A 26,665-nucleotide genomic window follows, 5' to 3' on the forward strand; every position below is an offset into this window, starting at 1 on the left:
ATTACCATTACATGAATAATTATTTAAGCACAAAAGATTACATCGTTTTCCTGATCTACTTTGTCATTGTAGCCGGTTACGGATTATGGGTGTATTATCGCAAGAAATCTGAATCTGTAGGATCTAAAGATTATTTTCTGGCTGAGGGGTCATTGACCTGGTGGGCTATTGGAGCATCACTGATTGCATCCAATATATCTGCCGAGCAATTTATCGGTATGAGCGGTTCCGGATTTAAGATGGGATTGGCTATTGCGACGTATGAGTGGATGGCTGCCATCACGCTGATTGTTGTTGCCGTATTTTTTATACCGGTATATCTAAAGAACAAAATTTTTACGATGCCACAGTTTCTCCATAAACGTTATAATGGAACTGTTGCGATGATTATGGCCGTCTTCTGGTTACTGTTGTATGTGGTCGTCAATTTGACTTCTATCCTTTATTTGGGAGCAATTGCAGTAAGCAGTATCTCGGGTATCAGTCTTGAAGCGTGTATGTATGCCATAGCAATTTTTGCGGTTATCATTACCTTAGGTGGTATGAAGGTGATTGGCTACACGGATATTATTCAAGTTTTCTTTTTGGTATTGGGAGGTTTGGCGACGACTTATCTCGCCTTGAACCTTGTTTCGGAACATTATGGCGGATCAGGCGTATTGGAAGGTTATCACCTGATGACCGAAAAGGCTTCTGACCACTTCCATATGATTCTTGATCGTAAAAATGAAAATTATCTCGATTTGCCGGGTTTAACCGTCTTAATCGGAGGGATGTGGATCGTTAATCTCAATTACTGGGGATGTAATCAATACATTACGCAGCGCGCGTTGGGGGCAGATCTTAAAACTGCCCGAAACGGAATTCTGTTTGCAGCATTTTTAAAGTTATTGATGCCTATTATTGTTGTATTGCCGGGTATTGCAGCCTACGTAATGTGGAAAGATGGCTTGTTTCAAAATGAAATGATGCAACATGGAGAGGTCAATCCGGATCATGCGTATCCTGTTTTGTTGAATTTGTTGCCTGCCGGTCTGAAAGGACTGTCTTTCGCTGCATTGACAGCTGCGGTGGTCGCTTCTTTGGCAGGTAAGGCAAACAGTATTGCAACAATCTTCTCCCTGGATATTTATAAGAAAGTATTCAATACCGAAGCATCTGATAAGAAATTGGTCAATATTGGTAAATTAACTGTCGTTGTTGCCATGATTTTGGGTGTGCTGATTGCCCCGCATCTGGGGATAGATAAAAAAGGTGGATTTCAATACATTCAAGAGTACACGGGGTTTGTCTCTCCAGGGATTTTCGCTATGTTCATCTTGGGATTCTTTTGGAAAAAAGCGACTTCCAATGCCGCTTTATTCGCGACAATTGGTGGATTTATTTTTTCCATTATCTTCAAGAAATTGCCGGATTGGGTCGACCTTTCTTTCTTGTCATCGACAGGTTTCTCCGTTCCGAATCCGACAACAGGAATTTACGAGATTCCATTTTTGGATCGTATGGGATTTGTCTTCATTATCTGTATTATCGGTATGATTCTTATTAGTATCATCGACAATAAGCGTGGTGTAGTACCCGCTGGATTGGAGATTGATACCACCATGTTTAAACCGCACAGAGCGTTCTTGGTCATCGCATTGATTGTAGCCTTATTAGTTACAGCATTGTATTCCATTTATTGGTAAACCAATAGAAATTAAGATAGTTAAAACTCCTGTCATCCTCGGTTGGCAGGAGTTTTTTGTTTGTCCTAAAAATCCCTATCTTGCTTTTACTAAAAACGCTTGCTTAACGAAAGATTGCTGCTATGAAAAGAAGATACCCTGCGCTGATGATGATGTTTATCGGACTGTTGACTGCCGGTACGCCAATGCTGAGTTCTGCCCAGCGTACGCAAAAACCACCGTTACATGGTAAGCATTGGATGGCGATTACCGGAAAACCCTTAGCAGCAACGGCAGGGGCTCAACTTTTTCAACAGGGCGGAAATGCGGTAGATGCTGCTTGCGCGATGCTTGCAGCTACCTGTACGATGTGGGATGTGCTGAGCTGGGGAGGTGAAACACAAGCCTTAATTTATCATCCAAAATTGAAGAAGGTCATTGCCATAAATGCATTGGGAGTAGCGCCTACTGGAGCAACAGTCAATTTTTTTAGATCAAAGGGCTATGAATTTCCTCCCGAATACGGTCCACTTGCCGCTGTTACACCAGGCACACCAGGTGGATTGTGTTATATGTTGGCGCAATATGGGACCAAAAGCTTAGCGGAAGTGCTCGCGCCAGCTCTTGAAATGGCTGCAGGATATCCTATTGATGCACAAACGGCAACAAGTATCGAGCGAGGCAAGGAACGCATAAAGGAATGGCCTTACAGTAAAAAGGTGTTTTTAGTACATGAAGGTAAATCGTGGGAGGCCCCCGAAGCGGGGGAGGTTTTTGTGCAACAGGATCTTCTTCACACCCTGTCTAAATTGGTCGAAGCGGAAAAGAACGCTATAGCGGCTGGCAAAGACCGAAAAGCGGCTATTATGGCTGCCTATGATCGTTTTTACACTGGCGATATCGCGGACGAATTTGTTCGTGGTAGCCAAGAGCAAGGGGGCTTAATTACAAAGGCAGACTTGGCCAGCTGGAAACCTATCGAGGAGGAACCGCTGCACGTTAATTATAAAGGTGTTGACGTCTATAAATTGCAGGAATGGACCCAGGGGCCAGCGATGCTGCAGAGTCTACAAATGTTGAAAAACTTTGACTTGACGGCTATGGGCTATAATTCTGCTTCCTATATTCATACACTCTATCAGGTGATGAACTTGGCTTTTGCAGATCGGGATTTTTATTATGGTGATCCCTATGGCAAACCAAAGACACCTATTCAAGGTCTTTTGCATGAGTCCTATGCGAAGGCGAGGGCCGCAACAATTGATTCTGCCCGAAATAACCCAAATGTGCTACCTGGAGATCCGTATCCGTATGTCGGTAAAAAGAACCCCTATCTTCCGCTGCTGCAGCAACGTCGGCAGCAGTTTGAACCAAACACCGAACTGAAAAATGATTTTGTCCCTAAACATGACGCACGCTCAAGTTCTTATGTGAAGGACTTGTCGGCGGCGGCGCTTGTGGCTTCCCTATCCGTTGATAGTGCCTATATGGACCGGCTATTAAGGGGAACCACCAGCGTTGAGGCAGCAGATGCGGAAGGCTGGGTTGTTTCAATTACGCCAAGTGGCGGCTGGTTACCGGCCTGTATCGCAGGCAACACTGGAGTGGGTATGAGTCAGCGTTTACAGAGTTTTGTTCTGGATTCACTGATTAACCCGTTCAACGTGGTCGAGCCCGGCAAAAGACCGCGTGTAACACTTAGCCCGTCAATGGCTTTAAAAAACGGCAAGCCCTTCCTTTCTTTTGCGGTACAGGGCGGCGATACACAAGATCAAAACTTACTTCAGTTTTTCTTAAATATGGTCGAGTTTGGTATGACGCCCCAGCAGGCTAGCGAGGCGGCTAATATCAATAGTAATCAGCTTTGGCTGTCGCTGGGTGGAACCAAGACCGATGATCGGAAGCCACGCTCAGGTAGCCTATTATTAGCGAAAGATACTGCGCCTGCTGTGATCGAACAATTAAAGCAAATGGGCTACAGCATTCAGCTAGGCGAGCGTACCAGCGGACCGATCAATGCTATTTATTTTGACGAACAACATCACACGCTTTGGGGCGGTAGTAGCAATAATGGAGAGGATTACGGCATCGGTTGGTAAGCTGTACTGTTGTTTAAAAGGCTAGCCTAAGGTTTTGTTATCTGCGCGGTATTTGTTATCTTACCTACTGATCGAAAATTGATTTTTGTTATGGAGGGTAGTGTCAATACATATTCGTTTGTTTTTCAACCTGATGAAGCTGGTATTGCTTTGGTGGATGGTTTGAAGCGACGGTTACGTGCGTCGTTAGCCGAACTATTTCCCGACACAAACAAAGGCTGGTACCACAGTTGTAATGCCAAGGCGCATGTCACTATATGTGCTTTCGAGGCCGATGAGCGTAAACTGGTAAGGGCCATTGAGGCTTTACAGGAAACCTTGGTGTACGAACGGAGCCAGTATGTTTACTTTGATCATTTTTCGTCGTTTTCCAGTGGTGCCTTCTATATTGCGCCGACGGTACATGCGCGCAGTTACCTCAAGGATCGCGCGAGAAAAGTTGTTCAGACCTTAACGGAGTTTGATTTGATCGACATTAGCGACGAACCTCATATCTCAATCGGGCGGCAGCTCGAGCCAGAATGGCTGGAGATCGCCAAGCAGCAATTCAGGTCAGTTGACCTAAGTTTTATGTGCAAGGGTGTCCATGTGCGACAGTTTAAACCGGATTTAGGCCAGTACGAAACCATTGATTTTATACCATTTGGCAATCAGTCAAAAGAGAATTCCGGGCAGCTCGCATTTAAATTCTAATTATATCACTGTTTAATTGCCAAATCGTTTAAAGCTTTTTATCTTTAAGCCAGACAATAGACGATATTGCACTTACAGTACCTTATGCATTACGACGAATCCCATCATAAATCCCTTTCTGATATCCACGAAAGTGTAGATGTCAATAAAGGAAAATCCAAATTTAAAAAGATACTTAGTTTCTTTGGACCTGCCTATCTCATTAGTGTAGGATATATGGATCCAGGTAACTGGGCAACGGATCTTGCCGGCGGGAGCCAATTTGGCTATACCCTGATTTGGGTTTTACTGATGAGTAATATCATGGCTTTAGTGCTCCAGAATTTATGTGCACGGCTTGGTATTGTGCGCGGCAAAGATCTTGCGCAGTGTAATCGGGAGACCTACCCTAAGCGGATGAATTTTGTATTGTATGTGCTTGCTGAAATTGCCATCGCAGCCTGTGACCTGGCCGAAGTGCTCGGTATGGCCATCGGTCTCAACCTCCTTTTCGGTATTGATCTGATCTGGGGCGTAATGATCAGTTTTGCAGATACTTTCTTATTGCTTTATCTCCAGAAGCTCGGGATGCGAAAAATGGAACTTTTTATCATTGGACTGATTGCGCTTATTGGCATGTGCTTTATGGTGGAAATGTTTTTGGCTAAACCAGACTTTGCAGAGGTGGCCACCGGATTTATACCCAGTATCCCCAATAGTGCCGCACTCTATATCGCCATAGGTATTATCGGTGCAACCGTCATGCCGCATAATTTGTATCTGCATTCGGCACTTGTGCAAACGCGGAAAATTGATCGCGATGACAGCTCCATCCGAAAATCGTTAAAGTATAATTTTTGGGATAGTGCCATTGCCTTGAATCTGGCTTTTCTCGTGAATGCGGCGATTTTGATTCTTGCGGCATCCGTTTTTCATAAAAATGGTAGGCATGACGTGGCCGAACTCGAAGATGCTTATCATCTGTTGGGCAACCTTCTCGGAACGGAATGGGCATCGAAATTATTTGCTGTTGCCTTGATTCTCGCCGGGCAGAGTTCGACAGTGACAGGTACTTTAGCGGGCCAGATTGTCATGGAGGGATATCTACGGTTGCGGATTAGTCCAACCTTACGGAGGATTATTACCCGGCTGTTGGCCATTATTCCAGCGATATTGGTTATCCTGATTTCGGGTGAAGGCCGCGTGGGACAGCTCCTCATCTTTAGCCAGGTTATATTGAGTATGCAACTCGCCTTTGCAGTCATTCCGTTGATCCATTTTGTCAGCGATAAAGTAACTATGGGGGATTTTGCCATCAAGCCGTTAACAAAGGGAGTGGCCTGGCTGATTGCTGCCATTATCGCTGTGCTGAATCTGAAATTGGTGTATGACGAAGTGGTCGGCTGGATTGGCGAAGCCAATAATATTGTGGTAACGGTGGTACTGATAATGGGCGCCGTAGGGTTGTTCGCTTTGTTAGTCATGACGGTATTATATCCAATTTTACTAAAATCTAAAGCGATAGATCTGGAGGTCCATCCTCCATTTGAGGCGCTGCATGTTGAACATAAAGGCTCCTTCAAGAAGGTGGTTATTGCGCTGGACTTCTCCAGTTCGGATCAGAAGATCATTCAATATGCTTTGCAGCTATCTCATAAAGACACGGCGTTTGTCGTGGTACATATTGTTGAGAGCGCCTCGGTAAAATATACTGGAGAGTCGACAGATGATTTTGAATCACGTCAAGACTTAGAGCGTCTGAAATTATATGCTGACTTTCTCGTATCGAAAGGGTATCAGACGGAATACGAATTGGGCTATAATAACCGGATCAAGAGTATCGCAGCAGTTTGTGAAAAATATGCGGCTGATCTGTTGGTGGTTGGCAGTCATGGGCACAGCGGTTTAAAGGATTTTATTTTTGGGGAGACGGTCAACAAGCTGCGACATGCAGTAAAAGTACCTGTTTTTATTGCGAAATAGGTCCTCAGGCGCTATGACGAACACCGTCTGTCTATTCACTGTAATTTTATTGCTTAAAAAGTGAGCCGGTAGATCGCTAAGTGCCAAATAATGCTTACTTTTGCGACATCAAATCAAGATATGAGCGACGCTATTAAACACGAGTGCGGAATCGCACTAATTCGCCTGTTAAAACCCTTATCTTATTATCAGGAAAAATATGGTACGCCATTTTATGGCATCAACAAATTGTACCTATTAATGGAAAAACAGCACAACCGTGGACAAGACGGGGCTGGGATTGCAACCATTAAATTTGATGTAAAACCTGGAAATCGTTACATTTCGCGTTACAGAGCTATGGGCTCAACTGCCGTGGCAGATATATTCGAATATGTGCAGAAAAAATTTGCTTCTGTTCAGAAAGCATTTCCAGAGGAGTCAAAAGACACGCAATGGTTAAAAGATAATGTAAGTTTTACCGGAGAAGTACTTTTAGGACATTTGCGCTATGGAACACATGGCAAGAACAGTATCGAAAGCTGTCACCCGTTTTTAAGACAAAACAACTGGATGTCTCGCAATTTGGTTGTAGCGGGTAACTTCAACATGACCAATGTGGACGAATTGTTGCAACAGCTATATGAGTTGGGACAGCATCCAAAAGAAAAGGCTGATACGGTGACTGTTTTGGAAAAAATCGGTCATTTCCTGGACGATGAAAATCAAGATCTATTCGACCAATTCAAAAAAGAAGGTTATTCTAATGTTGAAATCAGCTCGCTGATCGCTAAAAATATTGATGTATCAAAGATTTTGAAGCGTTCGGCCAAAACGTGGGATGGCGGTTACACCATAGCAGGTATCTTTGGCCATGGTGATGCGTTCGTCATGCGCGATCCGGCAGGTATCCGTCCGGCGTTCTATTACCAGGACGAGGAAATTCTGGTGGTCGCATCAGAAAGACCTGTCATCCAGACAGCGTTCAATATCCCTATTGGTGCTGTTAAGGAAATTAAACCGGGACATGCCCTGATTGCCAAAAAAGATGGTACCGTATCCCAAGAGATGTTTAGACAACCCGTAGAACAACGTTCTTGTTCTTTCGAAAGGATTTACTTCTCCCGTGGATCAGATGCTGACATCTATCAAGAACGTAAAGAACTGGGAAGATTACTGGTACCTCAGGTATTGGAATCTGTCAAAAATAATATCAAAAATACCGTATTCTCATTTATTCCAAATACTGCAGAAGTATCTTACTATGGACTAATGGATGGTATTAATACCTATGTTCGTGATTTTCAAAAAGAGACTTTATTGAATCGTTCAGAAAAAATTTCTGATGAAGAATTGGATGAAATCTTGAGTATTAAACCTCGTTTTGAAAAACTCAACGTGAAGGATGCTAAATTGCGTACATTCATTACGCAAGACGCAGACCGTACGGATATGGTGCAGCACGTCTATGATACCACCTACGGTATTGTAAAAGATCATGAAGATACCATTGTTGCCATTGATGACTCCATCGTTAGAGGAACAACTTTGAAACAGAGTATATTAACGATCTTAGATCGTCTGAACCCGAAAAAAATTGTCATTGTTTCTTCGGCGCCACAGATTCGTTATCCGGATTGTTATGGTATTGATATGTCACGTATGGGTGAATTTGTTGCATTCGAAGCAGCAATCAACCTTTTGAAACAAAGTGGCATGGCACATGTTATCGATGAGGTTTATCAGAAATGTGTGTTATCGATGACGCAAGATGTCAATGAGATTGAGAATTATGTCAAAGCCATCTACGCCCCATTTACCGATGAGGAGATCTCCGAAGAAATCGCTCGTATTGTGAGACCGCACCACCTCAAAGCTGAACTGGAGGTTGTGTACCAAACCTTAGACAATTTACACCAAGCTTGCCCGGATCATAAGGGTGATTGGTATTTTTCAGGCGATTATCCTACACCTGGTGGAAACAAGGTTGTCAACAAAGCGTATATGAACTGGATTGAAGGAAAGAATGTGAGAGCATATTTCAGTAATTAAGTTCAAAAATATCAGTGGAAGGGATGCATTTATGCATCCCTTTTTTTTATCTTCGTACTCAGAAAATTCTGAATCCTAAATAAAAAGACCGATCAATAGCAAAGGGGATTGCTGTCAGTAAATAAACCGATCATGAAACATATTTTTAAGAGCCTCTATTTTCAAGTCGTATTGGGTATACTGCTGGGCATCATCTGTGGAATCTATTACCCTGACTTTGCTGTTAAGTTAAAGCCATTGGGCGATGCTTTTATAAAACTGATTAAGATGGTCATTGCACCATTGATTTTCAGTTCCATTGTAATCGGTATCGCTGGAATGCAGGATACAAAAAAAGTGGGCAAAATCGGCCTGACTTCGATTATCTATTTCGAAATCATGACCACCATCGCCCTGATTATTGGTCTCGTCTTTGTCAATTGGATACAGCCGGGTACCGGGATGAATGCTGATCCGGCAAGCCTCGATGTATCTTCGGTATCCCATTACATTTCAGAATCCAAAGAACCGCATAGTTTTATGGATTTCATCATCGGAATTATTCCAAGTAACGTTATCGCTGCCGTAGCCTCAGACAACATGTTGCAGGTGCTCGTGTTTGCAGTCCTTTTTGGTATTGGTATGACAAAAATAGGGCAGAAAGCGTCCGAGCCTGTACTCAATGTATTGCAGTCGTTTCTAAAGGTACTTTTTTCCATTATCAAAATGATCATGTATCTCGCTCCAATTGGAGCAATGGGAGCCATGGGCTTTACGATCGGTAAGTTTGGAATTCAGGCCTTGTCTAAACTGGGTATGTTGATGGTGAGTTTCTACCTGACCTGTTTCATTTTTGTGATTATCGTCATTGGAGGAGTATTGTATTTCTATCTTAAGGTAAACGTATTTAAGTTCTTAAAATACATTAAAGAGGAAATTCTGATTGTATTGGGAACTTCATCCTCCGAGTCGGCATTGCCTGGTATCATGCAAAAGATGGAAGATGCCGGCTGCGCCAAACCTGTCGTCGGGCTTGTCATTCCTACGGGCTATTCTTTCAATCTGGATGGAACAAGTATCTATCTGACAATGGCCGCGGTCTTTATTTCACAGGCGCTCAATATGCACCTTAGCTTGGAGCAGGAAATTACGCTATTGTTGGTCTTGCTGTTAACTTCCAAGGGCGCAGCCGGTGTTACTGGAAGTGGTTTTGTGACCCTTGCTGCAACATTACCAGTTGTTGGTCATGTGCCTGTGGAGTCGGTTGCGTTGATCTTTGGCGTAGACCGTTTTATGAGTGAAGCTCGGGCAATAACCAATTTAATCGGAAATTCAGCGGCAACACTGGTCATTTCGAAATATGAAAACAGTTTGGACGAGGAGATCCTGCATGAAAAGCTAGGCTCAAAAAGATAAAAAAGCCCGGAAAACAGTCTTTCCGGGCCAATTTTAATCCATGTTCATTTGAGAATATGCTAATTCTCTTTTTTTGTATTTTCTACATCTTGCGCCAAATTGATGGCACCGATTACTTTTTCTTCCAAGAGGGCGAGTTTGATCACCTGAGCCATTTCAGTCACGTAGTGAAACTCCATGTCTTTGATATAATCTTCCTTGATCTCCAGAATATCTTTTTCATTGGATTTACAAAGAATAATATCCTTGATATTAGCACGCTTAGCGGCAAGAATTTTCTCCTTGATACCACCCACGGGCAACACCTTTCCGCGCAGGGTGATTTCACCTGTCATGGCTAATTTTTCTTTCACTTTGCGTTGCGTAAAGAGCGATGTCAGTGCCGTGAGCATGGTGATACCCGCCGAAGGACCATCTTTTGGAATGGAGCCCGCAGGAACGTGGATGTGAATATCCCAATGGTCAAATACGCGATAGTCTATTCCGAAATCAGCAGCGTGCGCTTTCAGGTACGCCAGTGCAATCGATGCAGATTCTTTCATCACATCGCCCAGATTACCCGTCAGGCTCAAACGGCCTTTCCCCGGACTTAGTGATGACTCTATAAACAAGATGTCGCCACCTACGGACGTCCAGGCTAATCCAGTCACCACCCCAGCCACATTGTTATTTTCATACATGTCCTTATCAAATATTGGCGCACCTAGGATATCGAGCAGGTCTTGTTCGCTGATACTTGGATTGTAATCTTTCTCCATAACAATGCGTGTCGCAATACCCCGAACGACAGAGCCAATCTTTTTTTCCAATCCACGTACACCAGATTCACGTGTGTAGTCCTCGATTATTTTCTCGATAATTTTACCTTTTAGGCTGACATTCTTAGAAGCCATCCCATGCATTTCCCGTTGTTTTGGCAAAAGGTGTTTTTTGGCGATTTCGATTTTCTCCTCGATGGTATATCCATTTACTTCAATAATCTCCATCCGATCCAATAAAGCTGGCTGAATGGAACTCAATGAATTGGCTGTTGCAATAAACATCACTTTGGAAAGGTCAAACTCCATTTCCACATAGTGATCATAGAAATGCGTATTTTGCTCGGGATCCAATACCTCCAATAATGCCGAAGAAGGGTCGCCTTTGAAATCAGCACTCATCTTATCGATTTCGTCTAAAATGAATACAGGATTCGCTGTCCCGGCTTTTTTCAACGATTGAATGATACGGCCTGGCATTGCTCCGATGTAGGTTTTGCGGTGGCCTCGGATTTCTGCTTCATCGCGCACACCACCTAAAGCCATGCGGGTATATTTACGGCCCAGCGCTTTGGCGATAGATCTTCCCAACGATGTCTTACCGACTCCCGGCGGGCCTACCAAACAAAGAATAGGCGCCTTCATATCATTTTTTAATTTCAATACAGCGAGGTATTCAATGATACGTTTTTTCACTTTCTCGAGTCCGTAATGATCTTTATCGAGTACTTTTTGTGCTTTGTTTAAGTCAAAATTATCTTTTGTTGTTTCATTCCAGGGCAGATCCAAAAGGAGCTCGAGGTAATTGAGCTGTACCGAATAATCTGCCGCGGCAGGGTTAATGCGGGAGAGCTTCTCCAGTTCCTTTGTAAAATGTTTTTCAACTTCATGACTCCATTTCTTTGACTTACCACGTTTTTTAAGCTCTTCCAGTTCAAGATCAGGCGTATTTCCGCCCAGCTCTTCCTGAATCGTTTTCAGCTGCTGATTTAAGAAATAATCACGCTGCTGTTTGTCAAGATCCACACGTACTTTATTCTGAATCTGGTGCTTTAGTTCCAGCATCTGGATTTCTGTCGTCAATAGTTCCAGTAAAAGTTTGGCGCGGTTTTCTACTTTCGGTATCTGAAGCAGCTCCTGTTTCTTTGTCATTTCGACATTGATATTCGACGAAATGAAGTTGATTAGAAAAGAAGGGCTTTCAATATTTTTGATAGCGATACCAGCTTCACTAGGTAAGTTTGGCGAAAGTTGGATGATCTGCAGCGCCATTTCTTTTAAAGTGGAAATAGTCGCTTTGAAGTGCTTGGTCATCTTCGGCTTTGCCTCATTGAATTTCTCAACACGTGCCTTTAAATAGGGTTCGGTTCCAACAATTTCCAATAGGTTGAATCGCTGTTTACCCTGAATGATGACGGTGGTATTACCATCAGGCATTTGAAGCACTTTAATGATATGAGCAACGGTGCCCACTTTGTTTAGTTCTTCAAATCCTGGGTCCTCTACGGTCATATCTTTTTGAGAAACGACACCGATAGTCTTGCTGCCCTTATAAGCTTCTTTCACCAATTTGATGGATTTATCTCTACCTACGGTAATCGGAATAACAACACCGGGAAATAATACGGTATTACGTAAAGGCAAAATTGACAATGCTTCTGGAATTTCAGCATTCGCCATATTATCTTCATCCTCTTGCGTAAGTAAGGGAAAGAATTCGGTATCCTCTGCAACGATTGGAATTGCTTGACTGAAATCAAAAGTTTCGAATTTGCTCATAGTGTTTATTTTGTGTATTTGGCAGTCGCTGACATGTTGACGGCAGACTTTCAAATTTTAAGCTTCTAATAATGTTTCCCCTGTAATGCAAGGGGAGTGCCAATTGCTAGAAGTCAGCAAAATTACAAATCTATTTTCCAGAATAGGAAAAAAAGGCAGGTTAAATAAAATTTATCTGCCATTTATTGGAGAAATAGGCATAATAATTGTAATATTGGAATGTGAAAAGGCGCTGATGGCAGTTTCTAATTTTATAGAAATCATACGGAAGCTATTTTCAGAGACGTAGAAAAGATCGCTGGCGATCATTATGAAGTGAATATAAAAAAGTAACTATTTAGATATGAATTTAAAATCATTTAAATTGGGTTTGTTTACTGGGGTTTTTGCCTTAGTTGCTTTTAGCGCAAATGCACAACAACCAAAACAGGCTGAACATAGCAACGCTAATGTGAGAATGGGGCAAAAAGCTCTTTTGGATGGTGATTTCAAGAATGCCGAGTCATACTTGACAAAAGCACTGCCTCAAGAAGGAAAAGATCCGGATGTATTATATATGTTGGGTTATTCCCAGTTTCAAAATGGTGACTATAAAAAATCAGCAGAAACTTTTGGTAAAGTCGTTGCGTTAAATGGTAAAAATGCGAATGCTTTATATTTCAAAGCAAAAGCGACTAACAATCTTGCTGTTCAATCGACAAATAAAGCTTCTGTTGCCAATAAAGAACAGTTGTTGAAGGGAGCTATCGAAGATTATACAAAGGCAATTGCCATTACACCGAACGATTCCAAATTCTATCAAAATAGAGCGATTGCTAATCGTGACTTAGGTATTTTGATTGGAACAGCAGGCACGCCAAACTATAACAAGGCGATGGCAACTGATGCTTATAATAATGCGATCAAAGATTATGAAAAAGTGTTAAGCTTTGATTCGTCGAAGAAAGACATCCAAACTGAAATCAAAAAAGCAAAAGTATATAGAGATAATTTAAAATAGTATCACTATTGCCTATAGAGAGGGAATTCCGGCTGGAATTCCCTTTTTTTGTTTAAAATTCTAAAGCTTTTTAGCGTATAAGTAAGTCGGCCCACTACTTTTTCTTTGCCAATATGAAAACGAAAGACTGTGTTATTCTGTTATTATTCTAAATCAAACAAGGAATAAATATGGAAACGAATCGATTGTCAATAGAAATGCAAGAAACTTTAATCAAGCAAATGACTAAGGAAGCTGAGGCGGCACAAATTTATTTGGCATTAGGGGTCTGGGCAGATGATCAGGGCTATGGTGGAGTGGCCAATTTCCTGTATAGACATGCACAGGAAGAGCGTAACCACATGACGAAGATTATGGGGTATATTCTGGAACGGGGTGGCCGGCCACGAATTGAAGCCATAGCACAACCTCCAGCGGACCCGCAAACGTTGACAGAATGTTTTAACCGCGTTTTCAAACACGAAGTAGATAATACCGAAGCAATTTATAACATCGTCAATCTAGCGATGGCCGAGAAAGACTGGGCAACGTGGAATTTTGCACAATGGTTTGTCAAAGAACAGATCGAAGAAGAGAAGCTAGCGCTGGAATTGATTGATAAATTGAAGATTGCCGGTGGAGACCGTGCATCGGACGAATCACTATTTGCCTTGGATTCCTCTTTGGAAGCTATGCCAGACGAAGTGACTTTAGCAAGAGAAGCAACGGCAGACGATCCTAAATAAAACTATACTGAATAAAAAAAATGAGGAATCCTTTTCAGGGATTCCTCATTTTTTTTATTTGATGTTAAGCGGTAGATAGACACCGAATGTGATATTTCTGCCCATATTGTAGACGCCAAAATTAGGATCTTCTTGCGATAGCCGGCCCGGGCGCAATCGGCTTAACGCATCATAATAACGCTTGTTGGTCAGGTTGGACGCCGCCGCAAATATTTTCAGTTGCTGCTGCCCGAAGTGTAATGTTGTACCAATTCCGGCATTCAACAATGTGTAGCCGTCTGCTGGCGTTTCGAAGGTTTCATCAATGCGGCTCTGTTTAAAATAATTGTCCAACCCCACAGATAAGTAGAAGGCATTCAATCCGCTTATTTTAGGCTCGAGGCGCAGCGTATTGTGTACTACGCCAGCTGGAATCAATGCCAAAGGTCTGTCAAAGGTTCTATTCTGTGCCTGAGTATAACTGAACGTGTTGTCCAGGTGAATCCAGTTCAACAAATGAAAATTCAAGCTTCCCTCAACACCGTATAGATTGGCGTTGACCTGTCCATAGCGGTATACGTCATAAGTATGTGAATCGCCATCTTCACCAACCACAGTTTTTGTATCCCCTTTTGTTGTCGATGCATAAATAAAGTTGTGAATATAATTTTCGTAGATTCCGATACTTCCAGTAACGATACTATGGCCAAACTCCAGTGTCGCATCCGCTTGATAGCTTCTTTCGGGTTTCAGGTTCTCATTACCGACCTCATACCGCGAAGTACCCTCATGAACACCATTGGAGCCGAGCTCTGCGGGGTTGGGCGCTCTAAATGCTGAGCCTGCATTTGCTTTAAAGTTGAGATCCTCATTGAAAACATGCGTATAACCAAGGGCGCCACTGACATTACTGAAGCTGTTTTTAAAACCAGGAAATTGCTCCTCATCTTCAACAAACAGCTGTTTGCCTTTGTTGTTGACATAGTCATAGCGTAAACCTACATTAAACGTGTTTTCGCCCCAGCTTTTCTTTGCATAACCAAAAGCTCCCAATTCCAGCTGATCATAGGCTGGAATTAAAAATTCACTGCCTTTATTTACACTGTGTTCCTGACTGGCGCTAATGCCAAATACATGTTGCCAGCCATTTCTTTCACTTAAAGAATACTTGGCATCGAGGGAATAGGTATTTAGGTCAAAGAATAGGGAGGGGGTAGCTTCTTCCAATTCTCGACGTTGATTCTTTTGATAGCCCAAGTCAAGTTTTAAATTGCCCGAGCCGATAACAAAGCTATTGTTGAGGGCCAATTTATAGTGACGGATGTCCTGTTTGGGGAAATCCAATGTACGGCTTTTAGCGTTTGTGTAAAGCGGGTCTCCCGGTTCGGCATCGTAAAAACCGATGTTATTTTTTAGGTACGAAAAATTAAGGTGCGAATAGCCCCATTGTTTGTTTAGCCCGAGCATACCACTGACATTGCTGTTGTTAAAGCCGCTATTCCCGTATCTTCCTGCAGGGGTATTATAAGAATACGCATTTTGATACGATCCACGGCCACGCCATACGAAGCCATTTTCATTACCTGTTAGCATAACCGAACTATTGGTCAGCCCATTATTGGTAGCATAGCTTGTCAGTAATTCACCTTTAATATGTCCTTCAGTAGGAACATTGGGCTCAAGTACATTGATCACTCCACCGATGGCATCAGATCCGTACATCAATGAAGCCGCGCCACGTAAAACCTCGACACGGTCGGGTTGATTTTGGTCGATTTCAATGCCGTGTTCGTCGCCCCATTGCTGTCCCATCTGTTTTACCCCATCACTTACCGTGACAACCCGATTATATCCCAGACCTCGTATGACAGGTTTTGAAATTCCCTGTCCCGTTGTGATCTGACTTAGCCCGGGAACTTGTCGCGCAAGTGCATCAATAAGATTTGTTCCATTTCCCTGCAACTCATCTTTGGAAATAACAGCTACTGAGGTGCTGTTGCGACGGCTCTGAGAAGTGACGAGTGTGCCTGTAACGACTACTTCATTCGTTTCGATAATACTTTCTGTCAAGGAAAAATCAAGGGAAAGATTTTCCGAAGTTAAATCAACGGCCTTGACAACGGACTGATAGCCCAAAAAACGGACCTCAACCAAGTAGCGTCCACTTGAAGGAAGAGATTTAAAGCTATAATGACCTTGTTGGTCTGATGCCGTGCTCGAACGAAGCTGTTGCAGTGATATGGTAGCACCAGCAATTGGAAGGTTGGTTTTGGCATCCGTTACTTTACCGCTAATCGTTGAGGCAAGCGCCGGAAGTATGGAGAAATAGGAGACAAGCATAAAAATGCAGCCTATAATTTTAAGTTTCATCTGTACTATAATTTCTACGTATGTAATATCAGCGGTACAAACGACAAAGCGTATATCAGCTACCAAGGCGTCGTTGTGCCTAGGTTTAAACCGATAGCTGGTCGTATGCATCGTTTGACTGTTGAGTTGTAAAGACCCCTATAGAGTCCTGGCGGCAATAGCGGTCAACTTACGTTAACACGCACTATTGAAATTAGCATAGAAACGAACAGAGGGGTGGGCCCCGATTGCCAGAAATCAGTGATCTGACTATCTGGTCTCCAGTGATGAACAGACCAAATTCAACGCGTTTAACAGGAAGTATGAATTCACCCTGCGTAAAATTAAAAACTAGTTGGGGATGTGAATTTTGGTCGCAGATAGCACATTTAGGGTGATCAGCATGATGTTTTTTCGCTGGGCTATCTACGATATGCAGTGCAGCTTGGGGATGTTCATGACTGTACACAATGAACTGACCAATTAAGAAGGTCATCAAGAGCACGAATGCTGCGAATTTGTTCAATGAGATATCTTTCACGCTGAAATCACTACGTTTAAACCCAAGTTGTCACTCGGATCACTTTATTAATCGGGTCAAAGATAATGAAAATAAAATATAAAGCAATCGTGTTGCATTTATTAATATAATAGAATAATAAAAGGCGCTTCTGAATCAATGTCTCAGAAGCGCCTTTTGCTGATGTATAAGACTTATCGTGTTACTTTTTGGGAGGAATAAACTTGCCGACAATTTCATATTGATTGGCATCTAGTCCCTGAACGTCTTGCAATTTAACAATGCGATAAAGCGAATCGCTGAAGTAGTCTAATTTTTCTTGACTATCGTATAAGCTATTTGTTATCTTTTTATCGATATGGATGTGTTTCACCTTTTCGTTCTTATCAAATTCGATACGCAGTTTCTGTATCTGTAAATCTTTCTTTTTCGCTGTAAATTCGGTCACACAGTCGACAGCGCTGACTTCATACAATGAGGGATCGAAATTTTTGCTGATATCAGCAGCTTGAAAAGCGGACAGTTCATTTTTCCAGCTCCCAATTTTCAGCTCGCGCTGTTCTTTTTCTCCATCTTTGCTGACAGATTTTAGCACAGCGGGATTGAGCTGTTGCAAGCGATTGACTTCCGCATTAAAAAACGAATCGACAGAAAATATGTCGGAAGATTTTTGAGGGCTTTTTGTTGCGGAAGGTGATCCACAACTCCAAAAAAGCAAAGCACTACCCGCAAAAAAGGAGAGTGCTCTGCTACTGGTTTTATGTACGTTATTATTCTGATACCAATACATTTCCTGTCATTTCAGCTGGGATATTGACGCCCAAAATTTGTAAGATGGTTGGGGCAATATCACCTAATTTACCATTGGCTATTTTTTTGTACTGATCGTCAATCAAGATACAGGGAACCAAATTGGTTGTGTGTGCGGTATTCGGCGACCCATCCTCATTGACCATAAACTCCGAATTACCATGATCGGCCAAAATTATAAAGGAGTAACCATTTTTAAGACCTGTCTCTACGACCGTTTTGGTACATTGATCCACAGTTTCTACGGCTTTAATGACAGCATCAAAAACTCCTGTATGACCTACCATATCTGGATTTGCAAAGTTCAGGCAGATAAAATCAGGCTGAAGTGTTTCCATATCGTTAACGATAGCCGTTGTAATTCCTTGAGCAGACATCTCCGGTTGAAGATCGTAGGTCGCCACTTTGGGTGATGGAACCAACAAACGGTTTTCACCTTTAAATTCTTGTTCACGGCCTCCTGAGAAGAAAAATGTGACGTGTGGATATTTTTCTGTTTCGGCGATACGCGTTTGCGTTTTATGATTAGCCTCCAATACTTCCCCCAACGTGTTGGTTAAGTTATCTTTTTGAAAAACCACTCTCACATTTTGGAAAGTTTCATCATAAGAGGTCATGGTCACATAATATAGATCCAACGGTTTTAGATCATATTCTGGGAATGCCTTTTGGGTTAGTGCGATCGTAATCTCGCGGCCACGATCCGTTCTGAAATTATAACAGAATACCACATCGCCTTCTTGTATTGTAGCCACAGGAGCTCCGTTGGCGTCTACCAAGGCAATTGGTTTCACAAACTCATCCGTTATACCTTCATCGTATGATTTTTGGATAGCGGCAACCAGGTCGTTGGATTTTTCACCTTCCGCTTTTACTAAAAGATCGTATGCTAATTTGACCCGTTCCCATCTGTTGTCGCGATCCATCGCATAGTACCGACCGATTGCCGATGCAAAGGTACCTGTTGTCGTCGTCAAATACGCCTGTAAGTCTCTCACATAACCAATACCCGAGTTTGGATCCGTATCACGGCCATCCAAGAAAGCATGTACAAATACTTGTTCACTGCTTAATCCAGCATGTTTTGCGGCATCACATAAACCCTTTAAGTGCTTGGTGTGCGCGTGTACGCCACCATCGGAAAGCAAACCGATAAAATGTACTTTTTTGTTATTTTCTAAAGCATATTTAAATGCGTCCTGAATAACTGGATCCGAATTGAATACGCCGTCATTGACTGCTTTGTGAATACGTCCCAATTCTTGGTAGACAATTCTTCCGGCACCAAGATTCATGTGCCCTACCTCAGAATTACCCATTTGGCCGGCGGGTAAGCCAACAGCTTCGCCCGAAGCTTCTAAAGTTGAGTTTGGATATGCTTCTAACAAATGGTCTAAAAATGGAGTGTTTGCAGCTTCAACTGCATTTGATTTATCGTGTTTTCCATATCCTAGTCCGTCTAGGATCATGAGTGCAACTTTTTTCTTATTCATCGTATAACAAAGATAATCTTAATTTTAGAATCTATCAACGCATCTTAAAAACTTCCCTTGTTAATCACCATTATTTTTATAGGTTTGTGGCATCATTTGTGTTCCATAATAAATGGAACTACCTAAGGATTGATTTTGATAATAGAAGCTGTTCTATACTATGTTAAGCTATATGAAATTTTTAAGCCATTGCGGATTTATACTTATTACGAATCTTTTTTTACACGATGTTGCGTTTGGACATTTTTCGATGCATGTAAATCCACGGATGGAAGAAATCTTGCCTGGGGATGATGATTCATTGGAACGAATTTCGGAGGAGCTAAAATCATATTTGAAAGAGGGTAGTGCAAAGAACATAGCCAAGTATTTTGCCTCAAACATCACCTTGTCGATTTTAGGCGAAAATGGTATTTATACAAAATACCAATCAGAAATCATGTTAGGCACATTTTTCAATCAGCATAAACCCAAGACTGTAAAGCTGACGCAGTCGAGCAACGCCAACAATGGCTATCAATATTTTACCTTTATTTTAGCCACAGAACAGGCCAATTATCGGGTCTTTGTGAAAATAGGAGCAGGGAGTAATAACCACTCCATCGAAGAGTTGAGGATCGACAAAAATTGATCCTGATCCTATTTTTTTTATAAATCTATTTTTCGATTAAAAAATTATTCCACATCTTAGCCCAATAAATAGCATTTATGGAGAAGGAAATCAAGGACTATTTGGCCCAGTTTGTAAAACAAGCTGTCGCGGAGGATTTGGGCGATGGAGATCATACCTCATTGTCGACAATTGAAGCCGGCGCGCAAGGTGAAGCAAAGTTGATTGTGAAGGATAACGGCATACTTGCAGGTGTCGAAGTAGCGCAGGCAATTATCGCCTATGTAGACGATAGTTTGGCCTGTGAGGTCTTTATCCAGGATGGAAGTCGGGTTAAGATGGGTGATATTGCTTTTTATGTCAGGGGAAATATCCAAAGTATTTTATTGGCCGAACGTTTGGTGCTGAATGTGATGCAGCGTATGAGTGGTATAGCCACAACAACGCGGCAGTATGTGGATTTGTTAGCAGGTACAGATGCACAAGTTTTGGATACGCGAAAAACGACTCCCTTATTACGTGTGCTAGAGAAAGAAGCCGTGCGCATTGGTGGTGGCACCAATCATCGTTTTGGTCTTTTTGATATGATTTTAATTAAGGATAATCATGTCGACTATAGTGGCGGAATTGTACCGGCGCTAGAGCGGGCAAATGCCTATAGAAAGAGCCTAAATAAACCGATAGAAATAGAAATTGAAGTCCGAAATTTTGTGGAACTTGATGAAGTTCTTAACTTTGGCGAAGTGGATCGAATCATGTTAGATAATTTTTCACCGCAAGATGTTGCCAAAGCTGTTCAGATTATCGACCGTCGGTTCAAGACAGAGGCCTCTGGGGGAATAACATTTGACACGATTAGGTCATATGCGGAGGCCGGGGTAGATTATATTTCAGTAGGTGCTTTGACACACAGTGTGAAGAGCCTGGATCTTAGTCTGAAGGCCAAATTAATATAAGAACTAATTAATTAATGATATCGATTTATTTAGTAATTGCAGTATTACTAGCGTACTTGTTTGGGTCCATACCAACGGCTGTTTGGTTGGGACAGGCATTTTATGGGGTAGATGTTCGTGAGTATGGTAGTGGTAATGCTGGGGCGACTAATACCTTTCGCGTGTTGGGACCGAAAGCGGGATCGATCGTGATGTTTGTAGATATTTTTAAAGGCTGGACAGCAACCAATCTGGCTTATCTAATAGAACTGGGGCAAAATACGAGCGATGTTCAGTTTGTTAACTTTCAGTTGGCATTGGGCGTTATCGCGGTATTGGGGCATTTATTTCCTGTATTTGCGGGATTCAGAGGAGGGAAGGGCGTAGCAACGCTCTGTGGTATGATTCTCGCTATCCATACACCTGCAGCCTTGGTTTGTGTTTCTGTATTTGTTATTATCCTATTGACCACCCATTACGTTTCATTGGGTTCCATTTCGGCAGGATTTGCATTTCCATTTAGTTTGGCCTTTATTTTCAAAACAACGATACCTTCCGTGCTCCTCTACGGAATAGCGATTTGTATCCTCTTGTTGATTACCCACCAAAAGAATATAGAGCGTCTGTTAAAGGGGCATGAGTCCAAGATCTACCTCTTTAAGAAAAAAGCGAAGGAAAAAGAATAGGCACAATAATTGCATCCGCTAAAATGGATTAATAAATTATTGTAAAATACCCATGTTGGATGCGCTGAAAAGCGATTATCTTTCGCTTCGAGACTCCATATGGCCCTTGAAATAAAATATAAACTATGAACGGAATGTTTAAGTATTCAGCTATGGTATTAGCATGTGTAACACTGGCATCGGGGTTGTCAGGTTGTGCAACTTCTGCTGTTACCGGGAAAAAATATTTGAAATTGGTCAGTGCTGATCAAGTGAACGAGCAAGCTGCATTGGCTTATAAAGATTTTTTATCGAAGAATAGTTCAAAAGTAGTCACTGGAACTGCGGATGCGGCAATGGTTAAACGTGTGGGCAATAAACTGGCCACAGCGGTGAACCAATATTTGCAAAGCACCGGTCGCGCCAATCAATTTAACTTCAATTGGGAATTCAACTTAGTAAGGAGCGATGATGTGAACGCCTGGTGTATGCCTGGTGGTAAAGTGGCGGTTTATACCGGAATTTTGCCTGTTACACGTACTGAAGCCGGACTTGCCACAGTAATGGGGCATGAGATAGCCCATGCGATTGAGGAGCATTCCGTAGCGCAGGCTTCGAATCAGATTGCTTTGCAATTGGGCGGACAGATTTTAGGTTCTGCAGCCGGCGTATCTGGCAACAGTACCCTTGGAGTTTTCAATAATCTTTACGGTTTGGGAGGGAATTTGGCGCAGTTGAAATTCTCAAGAAGCGATGAATCTGATGCAGATGCAGCAGGATTGATTATTATGGCCTTGGCGGGATATAATCCAAACGAAGCGGTCGATTTTTGGAAGCGTATGGCCTCGGGAAGTCAGAAAGGGCAGCCTGAGTTTTTGAGTACACACCCCAGCGATGAGCGACGTATTGCGGATATTCAAAAATTAATTCCGAATGCGATGAAATATTATAAGAAATAAACGATTGATAGGATATCAAAAGAGGGATCTGCGCGAGCAGATCCCTCTTTTTTTTTGCATCATATTTTGATCAAGTTACACCCCGGCTAGCGCATCGCTAACGCCGAGCACTACACCGATGACCAATCCCATAAAATTAAAAGCGATGGTAATAATGACCATGATGCCAATAAATTTGTAATGTTTTTTTAACGCGTCCAAGCAGAGTTCCAGCTGAATGGTGTCGCGGTTTTCAATTGCTTTTTTCGCTTTGGATCCGAAATTATAAAGAAAATAGATGGGAAGGCAAAAGAAAGCAAGAAAGAGCAGGTATAGGACACCGAAAGTGGATAAGGCCCCCGCTGTGACATATTCGTCTGCACCGAGTGACAATGCGCTTGCGCCAAAGATCAGGCTAACCATGGTGATGGCCGAGATACCGATGAAAATAAAACAGACGATGGCCAAAAAATTAGCCCATTTTGCTGCTGAAGCTAAAAAAGCGAGTCCTGCTGGAGACAGTTTTAGGTCTGCAGGTTCTAGAAAAGAAGAATTTTGAATACCGTCTTCCATGAAGCGTAAAATATTAGGTGTGCGAATTTCAGAAATGTTCTTGGCTTTTGAAACAAGTTTTTATACAAAACGTCCAGCGTATACAATCGTTTAGATTTTTTCAATTCGTTAGGCTCTAGTAGTGCAATTGCCACAGGAAACTGAATTGTATAAGGTAATTTTCAACTGTTAGGAAATTAGCTAAAATTTTTTAAAAAATTAAATTCCGATTGGAAGAATGTTGTTACAAAAAAAAAATCCAGAATTGATGTGGAAAACTATTTTTGATCAGATAATTAGAATGTAAATGCTGGTTTAAAACATCTTACAACGTTTTTTTTCGCGATAAATTATCTATTGATGTCTGATTTTTGGTGTGGATTTCATGAAATAGGTGTGGTTTAGTGTGTTAAGTTTATATTAAGTCCTTTGTAATTTCAAATCTCTTAGTAATTTTGCTTAACATTTTTTAACAAATCACATTATATGAAAAGATCTTTACTCTTTTTCGCTCTTGTTATGGCTAGTTATGGTGCTGTACAAGCTCAGGTTACAACAAGTAGCGTTACAGGTATTGTAAAAGAGGCAAACGGCAGTGTAACTTCGGGAGCAACAATTAAGGCTACGCACGTCCCTTCAGGAACAGTTTACTCTGGTTCTTCAAATGCAGCCGGTCGCTTTAACCTACCAGCGATGCGTGTTGGTGGCCCCTACAAAATTGAAGTAACCTATGTTGGACAAAATCCTATTGTTTATAATGATGTTTATATACAATTAGGTCAGCCTTATGTCTTAAATAGTACTTTTGGAAGTAATGAGACAGTTTTAGATGAGGTCACTGTAACTAGAACAGGTGGATCTAAAAACTTAAAGACTGGTGCTGAAACTTCTATTTCAAGAAAACAGATGGAAAATTTACCAACTGTTTCTCGTTCAATTGAAGATTTTACTCGTTTGACTCCTCAAGCTGATGTGAAGGGACAGTCTGTTTCAATTGGTGGTATGAATAATAGATTCAATCAGTTCACTATTGATGGAGCTGTTACTAATGATGTGTTTGGTCTTAATGCAAATGGTTTGAATGGAGGTGGTAGTGGTACAAATCCAATATCATTAGATGCTATCGAACAGATGTCCGTTCAAGTTGCACCTTTTGATGTTCGTTCCAGTGGATTTGCTGGAGGTGGTATTTCTGCGGTAACAAAATCAGGTACAAATCAATTTCAGGGTTCAGTTTATCATTATTTTAGAAATCAGGATTTTACTGGGAAAACTCCAAAATCTTTGGTGAAAGATGGTGAAGAAAGAACAAAGTTGGCAAACTTTTCTGAAAAAACATATGGTGTACGTTTAGGAGGGCCTATTGTTAAGGATAAGTTGTTTTTCTTTGTAAATTACGAACATACGAAAAATAATACACCAGAAAATTATCCTGTAGGATCTTCGAGTTCAAATTTATTAGAAGCGGATGCTAAGGCGATTTATGATATTGCATTAAATAAATATAAATACGATGCTGGTTCATATACAGATTTAGCAGATGAAAATACATCCAATAAAGTGATGACACGCTTTGATTGGAATATTAATGAAAAAAATAAACTTTCATTGAGATACAATTATGTGGATGGTGTTGATGTAAGCAATACCAGAACACAATCTTCCCTAACATTTGGTAATGGTGCAATTTTAAAAGATTTTAAATCAAATACTCTTACTTTAGAATTAAGCAGCCGTATCAACAATTCATTAGCCAATAGTTTTATTGCAGGATATACTAGAGTAAGAGATGCTAGAAGCTATAAAGGCCAGTTGTTTCCAAATGTTAGAATTAATACAGCAAAAAACGGGACTTATTACTTAGGTGTTGACCCATTCACTAATATTAATCAATTGGATCAAGATGTTTATACCTTGTCGAATAACTTAACTTGGTATAAAGGATTACATACATTGACCTTCGGTACACACAATGAGTTCTATAAGATGTACAATGCATATACGGGGAATTCAAACGGGGCGTTTGTATTTAGTGATTCCAAAGCAACTGATATAAATCCGACTACCGGAAAAGCGTATACAGCTATCGAGAACTTTGAACGTGGTATGGCTAATAGCATGCAATACGGTTATAGCAACACGGATGATCCTCGCCAAGGAGCTAAGTTTAATGCATTACAACTTGGATTCTATGTTCAAGATGAATATCAAATGCAGGATAATCTAAAAATTACTGCAGGGGTTCGTGTGGATATTCCAATATATTTGGATAAACCGATGGAAAATACTGACTTTAATAACTCAATCTTGGCAAAGCAGTATAATGTGAAAACCAATCGTATGCCAAGCCCTGCGTTGATGTTCTCACCTCGAATTGGGTTCAATTGGGATGTGAATAGAGATCGTTCGACAGTTGTACGTGGAGGAATGGGAATATTTACGTCTAGGGTTCCTTTTGTTTGGGCAGCAGGTGCCTTTACACAAAGTGGTGCATTATTAGGTGGGAATAATTTGGGTAATGGTACAGATGCTAACGTTCCATTTATCAGCGATGTTAACAACTTACCAAAGTATTCAGGAGCAGTTACTCCATCTGGGAATATTACAGTACTTGATAAGAATTTGAAATTGCCTCAAATTGCACGTTTCTCTGGTGGAGTGGACCAAGTATTACCATATGGTGTGAAAGGAACTTTAGAGTTTCTTTACTCAAGGAACTTAAGTGCATTTAATTTTAGAGATTTAAACTTAGAACGTCCGATTGGAACGCTAGAAGGCGCTGACAATCGCTTAGTCTATGACGCAAACAATAACAATCGTCGTGTATTAGATAACTATACTGAAGTTATTTATGTTAACAATGTTAATAAAGGTTATTCTTGGTCAACCACTGCATCACTATCAAAAAGCTTCTTGTTTGGTCTAGATGCATCTGTTGCGTATACCTATACCGCAGCTAAAGATTTAATTTCAGGTACTTCTTCTCAGAACCAATCCAATTGGTATAGAGTTGCTTCTGTAAATGGTTCTAACAATGTAACCCTTGCTCACAATCCATTCAGTACAGGAAGTCGTGTAATTGGATTTTTATCATTCTCGAAAGAATACCTTAAACATTTAGGTACTTCTGTATCTCTTGTTTACACTGGGCAATCCGGAGCAAGATTTTCTTACTTAGCTGGCGGAAACTTAACCGGGTATGCGACTTCATCTAGTAATCAGTACAATTTGATGTATATTCCTAAGGATCAGTCTGAGATCACATTTATTCAAAATGGAACACAGACTCCTCAAGATCAGTGGTTAGCCTTGAATAATTTTATTGAAGGAAACGATTATTTAAAATCGCGGAGAGGCCAATATGCAGAAAGAAATGGAGCAAGAACGCCATTCTCTCATAAGTTTGATTTGAAAATTGTTCAAGATTTGTTTACCAACATCGGAAGCACTAAAAACAAACTTCAACTTTCTGTTGATATCATGAACGTTGGTAACTTGTTAAACGGTAATTGGGGCAAACAGTATACTGGAGCTGGCAGTTTCTGGGATAATAGTTTTATTCCTGTTACATTTGCAGGTTATGAAGGAACAACTAAGAAGCCAACATATCGTTTGGGTAACTTAAATAATAATGTTCCTTATTATGTACAAGACATCTATTCAAGATGGTCTGCACAAGTGGGAATTCGTTATATTTTCAATTAG

The 26,665-nt window shown here is 41.4% G+C and carries 18 protein-coding genes; 13 read left to right on the forward strand and 5 right to left on the reverse strand.

Going from position 1 to position 26,665, the window contains the following annotated elements; genetic code table 11:
* The first annotated feature begins 11 nt into the window (after positions 1 to 11).
* From B3E00_RS13240 to dctA, 6 genes are all read left to right on the forward strand, one after another.
* Positions 12 to 1,688 (forward strand): sodium/sugar symporter, encoded by a 1,677-nt coding sequence (locus B3E00_RS13240; protein ID WP_209577878.1) that lies wholly within the window; start codon positions 12 to 14, stop codon positions 1,686 to 1,688.
* A 122-nt stretch (positions 1,689 to 1,810) separates the two neighbouring features.
* Positions 1,811 to 3,766: a gamma-glutamyltransferase family protein gene (locus tag B3E00_RS13245; protein WP_293938797.1), complete on the forward strand. Its 1,956-nt coding sequence runs from the start codon at positions 1,811 to 1,813 to the stop codon at positions 3,764 to 3,766.
* Positions 3,767 to 3,856: 90 nt separating this feature from the next.
* A complete protein-coding gene (locus tag B3E00_RS13250; RefSeq protein WP_209577879.1) occupies positions 3,857 to 4,459 on the forward strand; it encodes a 2'-5' RNA ligase family protein in 603 nt (200 codons plus the stop codon).
* 84 nt (positions 4,460 to 4,543) lie between these two features.
* A complete protein-coding gene (locus tag B3E00_RS13255) occupies positions 4,544 to 6,421 on the forward strand; it encodes an Nramp family divalent metal transporter (RefSeq protein ID WP_293879463.1) in 1,878 nt (625 codons plus the stop codon).
* Positions 6,422 to 6,541: 120 nt separating this feature from the next.
* Complete coding sequence (locus B3E00_RS13260; protein WP_293938973.1) at positions 6,542 to 8,452, forward strand: class II glutamine amidotransferase; 1,911 nt, start codon at positions 6,542 to 6,544, stop codon at positions 8,450 to 8,452.
* Positions 8,453 to 8,584: 132 nt separating this feature from the next.
* A complete protein-coding gene (gene dctA, locus B3E00_RS13265) occupies positions 8,585 to 9,847 on the forward strand; it encodes a C4-dicarboxylate transporter DctA (RefSeq protein ID WP_209577881.1) in 1,263 nt (420 codons plus the stop codon).
* 59 nt (positions 9,848 to 9,906) lie between these two features.
* Here the strand turns inward: dctA and lon are convergent, their stop codons facing one another.
* On the reverse strand, positions 9,907 to 12,384 hold the full coding sequence (gene lon / locus B3E00_RS13270; RefSeq protein ID WP_209577882.1) for an endopeptidase La: 2,478 nt from the start codon (positions 12,382 to 12,384) through the stop codon (positions 9,907 to 9,909).
* A 343-nt stretch (positions 12,385 to 12,727) separates the two neighbouring features.
* Here lon and B3E00_RS13275 point away from each other — a divergent pair, with 343 nt between their 5' ends.
* Positions 12,728 to 13,384, forward strand: coding sequence for a tetratricopeptide repeat protein (locus tag B3E00_RS13275; protein ID WP_209577883.1), 657 nt, complete (start codon positions 12,728 to 12,730; stop codon positions 13,382 to 13,384).
* A gap of 170 nt (positions 13,385 to 13,554) precedes the next feature.
* On the forward strand, positions 13,555 to 14,109 hold the full coding sequence (locus B3E00_RS13280) for a ferritin (RefSeq protein ID WP_209577884.1): 555 nt from the start codon (positions 13,555 to 13,557) through the stop codon (positions 14,107 to 14,109).
* Positions 14,110 to 14,163: 54 nt separating this feature from the next.
* Here the strand turns inward: B3E00_RS13280 and B3E00_RS13285 are convergent, their stop codons facing one another.
* The 3 genes from B3E00_RS13285 to gpmI all read right to left on the reverse strand — a co-directional run bounded on the left by B3E00_RS13285 (position 14,164) and on the right by gpmI (position 19,260).
* On the reverse strand, positions 14,164 to 16,458 hold the full coding sequence (locus B3E00_RS13285) for a TonB-dependent receptor (protein ID WP_209577885.1): 2,295 nt from the start codon (positions 16,456 to 16,458) through the stop codon (positions 14,164 to 14,166).
* 701 nt (positions 16,459 to 17,159) lie between these two features.
* Complete coding sequence (locus B3E00_RS13290) at positions 17,160 to 17,747, reverse strand: hypothetical protein (protein ID WP_209577886.1); 588 nt, start codon at positions 17,745 to 17,747, stop codon at positions 17,160 to 17,162.
* Positions 17,728 to 19,260 (reverse strand): 2,3-bisphosphoglycerate-independent phosphoglycerate mutase, encoded by a 1,533-nt coding sequence (gene gpmI, locus B3E00_RS13295; RefSeq protein WP_293938799.1) that lies wholly within the window; start codon positions 19,258 to 19,260, stop codon positions 17,728 to 17,730. Before gpmI ends, B3E00_RS13290 begins: the two co-directional genes overlap by 20 nt.
* A gap of 268 nt (positions 19,261 to 19,528) precedes the next feature.
* On the opposite strand from gpmI, the gene B3E00_RS13300 reads away from it, so the two are divergent.
* The 4 genes from B3E00_RS13300 to B3E00_RS13315 all read left to right on the forward strand — a co-directional run bounded on the left by B3E00_RS13300 (position 19,529) and on the right by B3E00_RS13315 (position 22,429).
* The gene (locus B3E00_RS13300; protein WP_293938801.1) at positions 19,529 to 19,891 is read left to right on the forward strand and encodes a DUF4783 domain-containing protein; all 363 of its coding nucleotides are present in this window, start codon (positions 19,529 to 19,531) and stop codon (positions 19,889 to 19,891) included.
* 77 nt (positions 19,892 to 19,968) lie between these two features.
* The gene (gene nadC, locus B3E00_RS13305) at positions 19,969 to 20,826 is read left to right on the forward strand and encodes a carboxylating nicotinate-nucleotide diphosphorylase (protein ID WP_209577889.1); all 858 of its coding nucleotides are present in this window, start codon (positions 19,969 to 19,971) and stop codon (positions 20,824 to 20,826) included.
* 14 nt (positions 20,827 to 20,840) lie between these two features.
* A complete protein-coding gene (gene plsY, locus B3E00_RS13310; protein ID WP_209577890.1) occupies positions 20,841 to 21,491 on the forward strand; it encodes a glycerol-3-phosphate 1-O-acyltransferase PlsY in 651 nt (216 codons plus the stop codon).
* A 134-nt stretch (positions 21,492 to 21,625) separates the two neighbouring features.
* Positions 21,626 to 22,429, forward strand: coding sequence for a M48 family metallopeptidase (locus B3E00_RS13315; RefSeq protein ID WP_310080723.1), 804 nt, complete (start codon positions 21,626 to 21,628; stop codon positions 22,427 to 22,429).
* 75 nt (positions 22,430 to 22,504) lie between these two features.
* On the opposite strand, the gene B3E00_RS13320 is transcribed toward B3E00_RS13315, so the two are convergent.
* On the reverse strand, positions 22,505 to 22,981 hold the full coding sequence (locus tag B3E00_RS13320) for a hypothetical protein (RefSeq protein WP_293888528.1): 477 nt from the start codon (positions 22,979 to 22,981) through the stop codon (positions 22,505 to 22,507).
* Positions 22,982 to 23,446: 465 nt separating this feature from the next.
* Between B3E00_RS13320 and B3E00_RS13325 the strand changes: the two genes are divergently transcribed.
* Positions 23,447 to 26,665 carry a TonB-dependent receptor gene (locus tag B3E00_RS13325; protein ID WP_293938803.1) on the forward strand — a complete coding sequence of 1,073 codons (3,219 nt, stop codon included), beginning with the start codon at positions 23,447 to 23,449 and terminating at the stop codon, positions 26,663 to 26,665.

This window comes from Sphingobacterium sp. UBA5996 (genome assembly GCF_002429765.1).
Classification (GTDB): Bacteria; Bacteroidota; Bacteroidia; order Sphingobacteriales; family Sphingobacteriaceae; genus Sphingobacterium.

What these genes read in the sequence shown, in the direction of transcription:
- B3E00_RS13315 (WP_310080723.1), top strand. Translation starts at nt 21,626, where the DNA reads ATGTTTAAGTATTCAGCTATGGTATTAGCATGTGTAACACTGGCATCG.
- dctA (WP_209577881.1), top strand. Translation starts at nt 8,585, where the DNA reads ATGAAACATATTTTTAAGAGCCTCTATTTTCAAGTCGTATTGGGTATA.
- nadC (WP_209577889.1), top strand. Translation starts at nt 19,969, where the DNA reads ATGGAGAAGGAAATCAAGGACTATTTGGCCCAGTTTGTAAAACAAGCT.
- B3E00_RS13240 (WP_209577878.1), top strand. Translation starts at nt 12, where the DNA reads ATGAATAATTATTTAAGCACAAAAGATTACATCGTTTTCCTGATCTAC.
- B3E00_RS13290 (WP_209577886.1), bottom strand. Translation starts at nt 17,747, where the DNA reads ATGTATTGGTATCAGAATAATAACGTACATAAAACCAGTAGCAGAGCA.
- B3E00_RS13275 (WP_209577883.1), top strand. Translation starts at nt 12,728, where the DNA reads ATGAATTTAAAATCATTTAAATTGGGTTTGTTTACTGGGGTTTTTGCC.
- B3E00_RS13260 (WP_293938973.1), top strand. Translation starts at nt 6,542, where the DNA reads ATGAGCGACGCTATTAAACACGAGTGCGGAATCGCACTAATTCGCCTG.
- B3E00_RS13300 (WP_293938801.1), top strand. Translation starts at nt 19,529, where the DNA reads ATGGAAGAAATCTTGCCTGGGGATGATGATTCATTGGAACGAATTTCG.
- plsY (WP_209577890.1), top strand. Translation starts at nt 20,841, where the DNA reads ATGATATCGATTTATTTAGTAATTGCAGTATTACTAGCGTACTTGTTT.
- B3E00_RS13325 (WP_293938803.1), top strand. Translation starts at nt 23,447, where the DNA reads ATGAAAAGATCTTTACTCTTTTTCGCTCTTGTTATGGCTAGTTATGGT.
- B3E00_RS13245 (WP_293938797.1), top strand. Translation starts at nt 1,811, where the DNA reads ATGAAAAGAAGATACCCTGCGCTGATGATGATGTTTATCGGACTGTTG.
- B3E00_RS13255 (WP_293879463.1), top strand. Translation starts at nt 4,544, where the DNA reads ATGCATTACGACGAATCCCATCATAAATCCCTTTCTGATATCCACGAA.
- lon (WP_209577882.1), bottom strand. Translation starts at nt 12,384, where the DNA reads ATGAGCAAATTCGAAACTTTTGATTTCAGTCAAGCAATTCCAATCGTT.
- B3E00_RS13285 (WP_209577885.1), bottom strand. Translation starts at nt 16,458, where the DNA reads ATGAAACTTAAAATTATAGGCTGCATTTTTATGCTTGTCTCCTATTTC.
- B3E00_RS13320 (WP_293888528.1), bottom strand. Translation starts at nt 22,981, where the DNA reads ATGGAAGACGGTATTCAAAATTCTTCTTTTCTAGAACCTGCAGACCTA.
- B3E00_RS13280 (WP_209577884.1), top strand. Translation starts at nt 13,555, where the DNA reads ATGGAAACGAATCGATTGTCAATAGAAATGCAAGAAACTTTAATCAAG.
- gpmI (WP_293938799.1), bottom strand. Translation starts at nt 19,260, where the DNA reads ATGAATAAGAAAAAAGTTGCACTCATGATCCTAGACGGACTAGGATAT.
- B3E00_RS13250 (WP_209577879.1), top strand. Translation starts at nt 3,857, where the DNA reads ATGGAGGGTAGTGTCAATACATATTCGTTTGTTTTTCAACCTGATGAA.